This window comes from Anabaena sp. CCY 0017, assembly GCF_963920885.1.
In the GTDB taxonomy this organism is placed as follows: Bacteria; Cyanobacteriota; Cyanobacteriia; order Cyanobacteriales; family Nostocaceae; genus Nodularia.
This window is the reverse complement of record NZ_CAWUDG010000011.1, coordinates 151,565-160,502: the sequence shown is the minus strand read 5'-3', so window position 1 is coordinate 160,502 and position 8,938 is coordinate 151,565. Positions and strand designations below refer to the sequence as shown.

At 40.8% G+C, this 8,938-nt stretch carries 6 protein-coding genes; 3 read left to right on the top strand and 3 right to left on the bottom strand.

The features are described from left to right. A partial coding sequence (locus ACM0OW_RS15160) for a toll/interleukin-1 receptor domain-containing protein (RefSeq protein ID WP_414550925.1) occupies positions 1-2,747 on the bottom strand: 2,747 nt, incomplete at its 3' end. A gap of 272 nt (positions 2,748-3,019) precedes the next feature. Further along, positions 3,020-4,549, bottom strand: a complete 1,530-nt coding sequence (locus ACM0OW_RS15155) for a YifB family Mg chelatase-like AAA ATPase (RefSeq protein ID WP_414550924.1) — start codon at positions 4,547-4,549, stop codon at positions 3,020-3,022. 192 nt (positions 4,550-4,741) lie between these two features. Here ACM0OW_RS15155 and ACM0OW_RS15150 point away from each other — a divergent pair, with 192 nt between their 5' ends. Next, complete coding sequence (locus tag ACM0OW_RS15150; protein ID WP_414550923.1) at positions 4,742-5,305, top strand: Uma2 family endonuclease; 564 nt, start codon at positions 4,742-4,744, stop codon at positions 5,303-5,305. A gap of 189 nt (positions 5,306-5,494) precedes the next feature. Here ACM0OW_RS15150 and ACM0OW_RS15145 read toward each other — a convergent pair whose 3' ends face one another. After that, positions 5,495-6,805 (bottom strand): cation:proton antiporter, encoded by a 1,311-nt coding sequence (locus ACM0OW_RS15145; RefSeq protein WP_414550922.1) that lies wholly within the window; start codon positions 6,803-6,805, stop codon positions 5,495-5,497. A gap of 339 nt (positions 6,806-7,144) precedes the next feature. Here ACM0OW_RS15145 and ACM0OW_RS15140 point away from each other — a divergent pair, with 339 nt between their 5' ends. After that, entirely contained in the window at positions 7,145-7,495 is a 351-nt protein-coding gene (locus ACM0OW_RS15140; protein WP_414550921.1) for a histidine triad nucleotide-binding protein, read from the top strand. A 173-nt stretch (positions 7,496-7,668) separates the two neighbouring features. Further along, positions 7,669-8,751 (top strand): photosystem II q(b) protein, encoded by a 1,083-nt coding sequence (gene psbA / locus ACM0OW_RS15135; protein ID WP_089090755.1) that lies wholly within the window; start codon positions 7,669-7,671, stop codon positions 8,749-8,751. The last annotated feature ends 187 nt before the right edge of the window (positions 8,752-8,938 follow it).

Sequence of the window (8,938 nt, the reverse complement as noted above, 5' to 3'; positions counted from 1 at the left end):
ACGCTCCAGACAGAGTTAGTATGCCCGGAGAGGGTGCGAATTTCCTTGCCTGTGTTTAGATTCCACAGTTTAATAGTCTTGTCCTGACTACCAGAAACTAAAGTCTTGCTGTCGGGACTAAAACTGACGCTCCAGACAGAGTTAGTATGCCCGGAGAGGGTGCGAATTTCCTTGCCTGTGTCTAGATTCCACAGTTTAATAGTCTTGTCCTGACTACCAGAAACTAAAGTCTTGCCGTCGGGGCTAAAACTGACGCTTCTGACAGTGTTAGTATGCCCGGAGAGGGTGCGAATTTCCTTGCCTGTGTCTAGATTCCACAGTTTAATAGTCTTGTCATAACTAGCAGAAACTAAAGTCTTGCCGTCGGGGCTAAAACTGACGCTCATGACAGTGCCACTATGTCCTTCCAAGCTATTTAGTTCGCTTCTATCACCAAGAGGTGCTTGTAAGGCATTCATCACCACTAAGTTGTATAAGTTCTGGTTTTTCAGGATTCTTCCTGCTTTAATTGCTTGGATGGAAGCATCGAATTTCTGATTAGTATTAAATAGAAACAAAGAATATCTACCAAAAGATTCGGCTTGATTACGTTGTGCTTCCTTTAATTGATTTTTGGCTTTCTGTTCACTTGTCTGAGCCTGCTGACTGGCTATTTCAGCATTACGTTTTTGAAAGAAAGCAAAGCCACTTGTGCTAATTGCTGCCACCAATAAAACAATAGCACCCGTAAGCAACGACCTCAATAGTAATATCTGACGCTTATCCTGTTTTTCTTGTGCTGCAATTGCTTCCCTACTTTTATGAATCAACTCCCTGTGTAAATCTGTCGTAGCCGGATTTTTATTCTCTGTTTCTGCTGTCTTTAGCCATTCTTCAGCAACAGTAAACTCACTTCCTCGTAACAACAAATCCTCATTTTTGCCTTTTTCATCCCATTCCTTGGCACGTTGTGACCATTTCGTGTGACTTCTGACATGATCTCTATCTGTATCCAGCGTCCTCACCAATTCATTAAAATTTGCAGAAAATTCCCCTCCATGCTGATTAAAATCGAGCCATTGCACATTTGCTAAAGCCGGAGGTAGGTTTTTTAGCTCATCGGCTGATAGAGGGCGATGTAGTATAGTAACAAAGCGTTTACCCAATTTTCGGGCATATTCCACTTCTTCCGCACAATAGGGAGAGTTTACAGATTTAGGCGAAATAATAAATACAAAGTTATCGGAACTAGCAATCCCTCGATTTATTTCCTGCTGAAAATCAGTCCCTGTGGCAATACTTTCTTGGTCAAACCAAGTCGTTTTTCCTAATTCTTGTAAAGCATCATTCAACTTCCGCGCTAAATCTGAATCAGTACGAGAATAGGAGATAAAAACTTCTAAAGAAGCTTCTTCTGGTTTATTCAGACTGGCAGTAATAAACTCCTCTTGTAAAGGTAAGGGAGGATAATCTTCTCTTTGTTTGGCAACCTTTAACCAAGCCTCAAAATGTTGTAAGTTATAACCCCGCAATAAAAGACTAGGGTTTTTGTTTTGTCTTTGCCATTTTTGGGCTTTGACTAAAAGAATTTTATGTTTTTCATAGTAGGAAGGTTCTTTCTTTAATTCTTGTAATAGTTTGTCAGCACTGAGACGATATTCTGCTTCGCTGTCTGATTTAGTAAAATCAATAAACTGTAATTGCTTTAACTGTAACGGAATTAATTCTGAATCAGTTTCTGCAACCAATAAAGGAATAATCCGTTTATTATTTGCTAAAGCCTGATTTAATTCCTGTTGACAATATTCCGAGTTTAATGAATCCCAGGAAATCAAATAGACAAAATTATCTGCTCCCTCAATTCCTTGATTAATTGCCTCTGGAAACGCAGTTCCGGTTTTTATATCAGTCTTGTTTGTCCAAACAGTAAAGCTTTCACGCATTAAGGTTTTTCTAATTTTATCCTTAATTGCCTCGTCTGTATCTGCGGCTGCCAGAAAAACTTGACTGAGTAAATTATGAGAATTTTTTATACTTTCACAAATAAATTCACAATGTAAATCTGTAGGAATACAAGGTGGTTGTTCTTCAGTGAATCTCTGCTTTAACCACTTTTCAGCTTTTCCTCTTTCTTCCCCAACCAAAAAATAATTAGTTTGTTGCTGATTTCTTGACCATTCTAAAGCTTGTAATAAAAAATTAGTATGCTGTTCCACATAATCTTGATGTTTACTAATTGCATTCAATAAATCTTGAAAATAAGTATCAAAATCAGCAAGATTATCTGCAAACCGAATCCAGTTAATTTTACTAATGGTGGGGTGCATTTTCGGGAAAATAGAATGCAGTCCTTTTTGCTGGTATTCTTTCCAGTCGTCTTCAGTCCCATTCGGATTTCTTTTTTGCCAAACTTCTTGACTAATTTTTTCAACCTGAAGTAAGGGAATAATGCGTTTATTGAGCTTAATAGCCAGTTCAATCTCCTTGAGACAATAGGGAGAATTTACCGAATGAGGAGAGATAATAAATAAAAAATTATGAGCTTTTTCTATGCCATCATCAATTTGTTTTTGATAATCTACTGCTGCGGGAATATCGTTTTGATCAAACCAGACATTTAAACCTGCTGCTGCCAACTTTTGATTAAGATTTGTAGCAAAGGCTTTACTATCGGCACGTCCATAGGAAATAAAAGCATCATATATTGTCTTCCGATCAGTGACAGACTCAGTATTTACTGAGTTCGGTTCCATTACAGGGTTATCCATATAGTTAACATTCCGTAGGGATTAGACTTTAATTAGAGAACTCCACAGAATGATTGATCCAAAAGCTGTCATTGCGAGCGAAACGGAGTGTAGCGAAGCAATCCCAAGATTTTGCGGTTGCTTCATTTCGCTTCGCTCCATTCGCAATGACAATTGGCATTTCTTTTTGTGGAGGTCTCTTAAACAATAAACAATGTTGGTGCTATACGTATTTCATCCTAACGCACCCTAAAATACTTATTTTTTCATAAATCAAACCAGATTCTAATATATTATTGCATTCTATCGATTGTGCGGTACTGAATCGCTTCGGCTATATGATTGGCTTTTAATTCCTCTTCCCCAGCTAAATCTGCAATAGTCCGCCCGACTTTGAGAATGCGATCGCTCGCCCTTGCAGATAAGCCTAATTTTCTAATTGCTGCTTCCAATAAACTGCGGCTAGTATCATCTAACTTGCACCATTTCTGAAGATGATGGCTTTGCATTTGAGCATTGCAACGCAGATTTGGTTCTCCTTGAAAACGTTTAACGGCGCGATCGCGTGCCTTTGTAACTCTCTCTAAAACCGAAGTTGAAGCTTCTCCCGTGGGTTGTTGGGTAATTTCCTCTGGTTTTAAACGATTCACCGCAACTTGTAAATCAATCCGATCCATCAAAGGCCCCGAAAGCTTTGCCCAATAATTTTCCCGTTGTCTGGGTGAACAGGTACACTGTTGAATAGTATCGCCATAATAACCGCAAGGACAGGGATTTGTACTGGCGACTAAAGTAAATTGCGCCGGAAACATCACCGATTGTCTAGTGCGGGAAATCGTCACATAACCATCTTCTAAAGGTTGGCGGAGAAATTCTAAAACATCGCGTTTAAACTCTGTTAACTCATCCAGAAATAAAATTCCTTGGTGAGATAAAGAAATTTCGCCAGGACGGGGAAAGCTACCACCACCAACTAGAGAAGGGCCTGATGCTGAATGGTGAGGACTGCGAAAAGGGCGATCGCGTACTAAGGAACCGCGATTTTTCAACAACCCAGCCACCGAGTGAATCCGAGTCACTTCTAAAGATTCCGCAAACTCCAAAGGTGGTAAAATTCCTGGTAAACGTCGAGCTAACATCGTTTTCCCACTTCCTGGAGGTCCGACGAAAATTAAATTATGACCTCCGGCCGCCGCAATTTCCAAAGCCCGACGCGCATGAGCCTGACCTTTGACATCTTTTAAGTCTGCACCAGGATAAGCCGTTTTAGGTAGCGGTTGTGAATTATCTGGCTGTACAGGTTTGTAACGCCCTGGATTATTCAACAAATCCACCACCTCAGCGATATTTTTGCAACCATAAACCGCCAATCCTGCAACTACCGCAGCTTCTTGAGCATTATCTACTGGAACCACTAAACCTGCAATCCCCATTTTTTGGGCTGTAGCCGCAATAGGTAAAACCCCAGCCACAGGACGTAAACTACCATCTAAGGAGACTTCACCCAAAAAAAGGTAATCTCCCAACAAATCAGCACTAACTTGCTCAGAAGCCGCCAAAATCCCCACACTAATGGGTAAATCGAAACATGGCCCTTCCTTGCGTAAATCAGCCGGAGTCAGGTTAATCACAATTTTCCGCATCGGGAAAGCAAAACCAGCATTTTTTAGCGTCGCTTTTACCCTCTCCTTAGATTCTTGCACCGCCGAATCTGGAAGACCCAACACCACAATTCCCGGTAAACCCCCTGAAATATCGACTTCAACACCGACTTTCACGGCATCGATGCCCACAATAGATGCACTCCAGACTCTAGCAAGCATTTCTTCTATATATAGTAAACCTTTAAAATCTCTAACAAATGAATTGCTAAATCGGCATGGGTGAAACCACAGAGACAATTACCTCTCTGCGACTCTGCGCCTCTGCGTGAGACCAATCCATATTTCTATTTTGCAACGCCAAAAAATTCATGCTATGGCTAAAATAATAATTTTTAGAGATGCAGGTGAATTATGGTTCAAACCCCCACCAAACCCTTAACCCTAGAAGAATTCCTCCAACAACCGGAAACCAAACCGGCTAGCGAGTTTATAGACGGTCAGATTATTCAAAAACATATAGCCAAAGGAAAACACAGCACGCTTCAAGTGGATCTTGGTGCTGATATCAATCTAACGCTGAAACCCCAGCATATCGCCCGTGCTTATTCAGAACTACGCTGTACCTTTGGGGGTAGATCCATTGTTCCTGATATCGCAGTTTTCACATGGGAACGCATTCCCCGCGACGATAATGGTAAAGTATCCAACACTTTTGCTATCGCACCAGACTGGACAATTGAAATCCTTTCCCCTGACCAAAGTCAAACCAAAGTCGTCCGTAACATTCTCCACTATCTCAACCACGGGACTCAGATGGGCTGGTTGATTGATCCAGAAGAAGAAGTGGTATTTGCCTATTTTGCTAATCGCACCCTTGCAGTTTTTGAATTAGCAAGCGATCGCTTACCTGTTCCACCCTTTGCAGAATCATTCAACCTGACTGTGGGTAAACTTTTTAGTTGGTTAACAGAATAGCATCATCGAAAAAAAACACCAGGCGATCGCTGAAATTGGTATGAGTGAAGCTATAGAAATGATTTTCATGTACCGGAAAATTCATGCGATCTGGCACAGATGCTAGCGATCGCCTTAACTGCTTATGCTGGAGACATTAACCAGCAACAAGTTTGATCAAGTCGATCTCAGATGAGTGGGATAGGCTCTCTAATTTCTAGAATTATCTTCTAATTCACTCATAGTACTGTGAGCCAAAGATCGTTTTGCAGCAACCTGATGTTCATACCAGTTCATTAAGGGTGTAGCAGAAATGCCATGTAAAATTACAGAAACTACAACAGTATTATAAATTATCCACGATATCTGTTCACCAACCTCTCCTTTTAAGCCATGACTAAAGGCATAGGCAAGATAATATAAAGAGCCTACGCCACGAATACCAAACCAGCCAAATAACCAACGAGTTGCGGGATGAAAATTACGACGTTGGGAGTGTAAGGGACGTTGACCAATTGTACTAATCCAAGCTCCTAAAGGTCGAATTACAAAAAATAATAAAACTATGACTATTAAAGAATGAGAGGCATAATGAAGCATTGGTTGCCATAATAATATTGTTCCCAATAATAAAATTATCCCTACCTCCAATAATCTTTCTAGTCGTTCAACAAATTCTAATTGTGCCATTGGCTTGTGAGGATTTCTGTAACTGTCTTGGGTAATCAAACCAGCTACAAATACTGCCAAAAATCCATAGCCATTGATAATTTCTGTTAAAGAATAGGTAATTAAAATCGTACTAATAGCAACGAAATATTCCATCTGTACATCAGAAGAACGCTTTTTTTGAATTTTTTGGTCAACCCAAACGATGAGTTTAGCTACCAAAAAACCCATCACAATACCAGATGTAATTGCCCACATCACATCAATTATTAACCAATCCTTAAACCAGTTGTGCCAATTATTATCTTTAATGGCATAAATCCCAAAATAAACGAAAGGAAAAGCCAAAGCGTCATTTAACCCGCCTTCAGAGGTTAAACCAAAGCGTAACTCATCTCTATCGTTAGTATCTGTTAGTTGTACTTCTGAAGCTAATACTGGGTCGGTGGGGGCAAGAATTGCTCCTAATAAGATTGCTTCTCCCCAATTCATTCCTAAAAATAATCTCCCGACTATTGCCAATCCAAAGATAGAAATCGGCATTAATAACCCAATCAACCGTGCTGTGATATTCCACACTCTCCAGCGTCGAGGATGGATAATTTTCAAACCACAGCTAAATACAGAAACAATCACTACAAACTCTGTTAGTCTTTCGAGTATTTTGGCATTAAATACATTATTTTCTCTCAGTTGGATGATTCCTATGCCTTCAGAACCTAAAAATATACCCATTAATAGATATATTAGTGCAAAAGAAAGTGGTAAGCGCTTAATCCAACCTGATCCTAGTGTAACTACTAGTAACAGTAGACCAATAATCAGTAGTTCAAGAATGTAAATATCTATCATATACAAAATATGTATAAAAACTGAACATATTCTGAGCATTTTAATGGCGGTCGCCTATTTGTAGGAAATATCTATAGATAGATTTTGTTAATAACTTTTTCAGGGTCTTCTACTTCGCTAAACTAGGATTTCGGGTCAATGCGTCTAAGAGGTTATTTGAAAACTCCTATTGTCGGGAGCAAATATTTTATATCCCCCTAAATCAACGCCAGTTGCTCATGGGATAAACCCCAAGACTGCCTGATCAAGGGGGATCTATAAGTGCCAATTGCCTAAAATAACAGCAGACCACTTTTGAAAATCGCCTAAAATCTCTAACAGATATATAGGTAAATCCTGATGAGTGAAACTACAGAGACGATTTTTAGCAAAATTATTCGCCGAGAAATTCCGGTAGATGTTGTTTACGAGGATGACTTAGCCCTCGCATTTAAAGACGTTAACCCGCAAGCCCCAGTTCATATCCTTGTCATTCCCAAAAAACCCATTGTCAAATTAGCTGATGCTGAATCCCAAGACCAAGCTCTTTTAGGACATCTATTACTAACGGCTCAACGCGTAGCCGCAGAAGCCGGATTAAACAACGGTTATCGGGTTGTGATCAATAATGGTGCTGATGGCGGTCAAAGTGTCTACCATTTACATTTACATATCCTGGGAGGACGGCAAATGGACTGGCCTCCTGGTTAATCAAACCTGAATGAATCGTGTCTTGAGATGCGATTCATAACAAAAACTAATCATTTTTATAAGTAAAAATTTATTAAAATCCCTTTACAAAACAAAACTTATCCTCTAAGGTAGTATTCAAGTAGGCAAGTTTACCTACCCAATTCGTAAACACGAAAAGCAATTATAAAAACATGACCACTACCTTACAACAGCGCCAAAGCGCCAACGTATGGGATCGCTTCTGCGAGTGGATCACCAGCACCGACAACCGGATCTACATCGGTTGGTTCGGCGTTCTCATGATCCCAACCCTACTAGCTGCTACCACCTGCTTCATCATCGCATTCGTAGCTGCTCCTCCCGTAGACATCGACGGTATCCGTGAACCCGTAGCTGGTTCATTAATTTACGGAAACAACATCATCTCAGGTGCAGTTGTTCCTTCTTCTAACGCGATCGGCTTGCACTTCTACCCCATCTGGGAAGCAGCTTCCTTAGATGAGTGGTTGTACAACGGCGGTCCTTACCAATTGGTAATTTTCCACTTCTTGATCGGTTGCGCTTGCTACTTAGGTCGTCAGTGGGAACTATCTTACCGCTTGGGTATGCGCCCTTGGATCTGTGTAGCTTACTCTGCGCCTTTGGCTTCTGCTACCGCAGTCTTCTTAATCTACCCCATCGGACAAGGTTCATTCTCTGACGGTATGCCTTTGGGTATCTCTGGAACCTTCAACTTCATGATTGTGTTCCAAGCAGAACACAACATCTTGATGCACCCCTTCCACATGTTGGGTGTAGCTGGTGTCTTCGGTGGTTCTTTGTTCTCCGCAATGCACGGTTCCTTGGTAACTTCTTCCTTGGTACGTGAAACAACCGAAACCGAATCACAAAACTACGGTTACAAGTTCGGACAAGAAGAAGAAACCTACAACATCGTTGCTGCACACGGCTACTTCGGTCGGTTAATCTTCCAATACGCTTCCTTCAACAACAGCCGTTCACTTCACTTCTTCCTAGCTGCTTGGCCTGTAATCGGTATCTGGTTTACCGCTTTGGGTATCAGCACAATGGCATTCAACTTGAACGGTTTCAACTTCAACCAATCAGTAATTGATTCTCAAGGTCGCGTTATCGCTACCTGGGCTGACGTAATCAACCGCGCTAACTTGGGTATGGAAGTAATGCACGAGCGTAACGCTCACAACTTCCCCCTAGACTTGGCTGCTGCTGATGTTGCTCCAGTTGCTTTAACTGCACCTGCAATCAACGGTTAATCATCAAGTTTAGCTGAATAAAAAACGCCTCTCAGAGATGGGGGGCGTTTTTTAATGTATATATATTTGAATTTCTTTAATTAACCACAGAGAACACAGAGGACGCAGAGTTAAGAGAAGTATTGAGAGTTTCTGTGGTGCTTTGGTTGTTTTATCCGTTTTTTCTTTATATCTCACGCATCAGCGA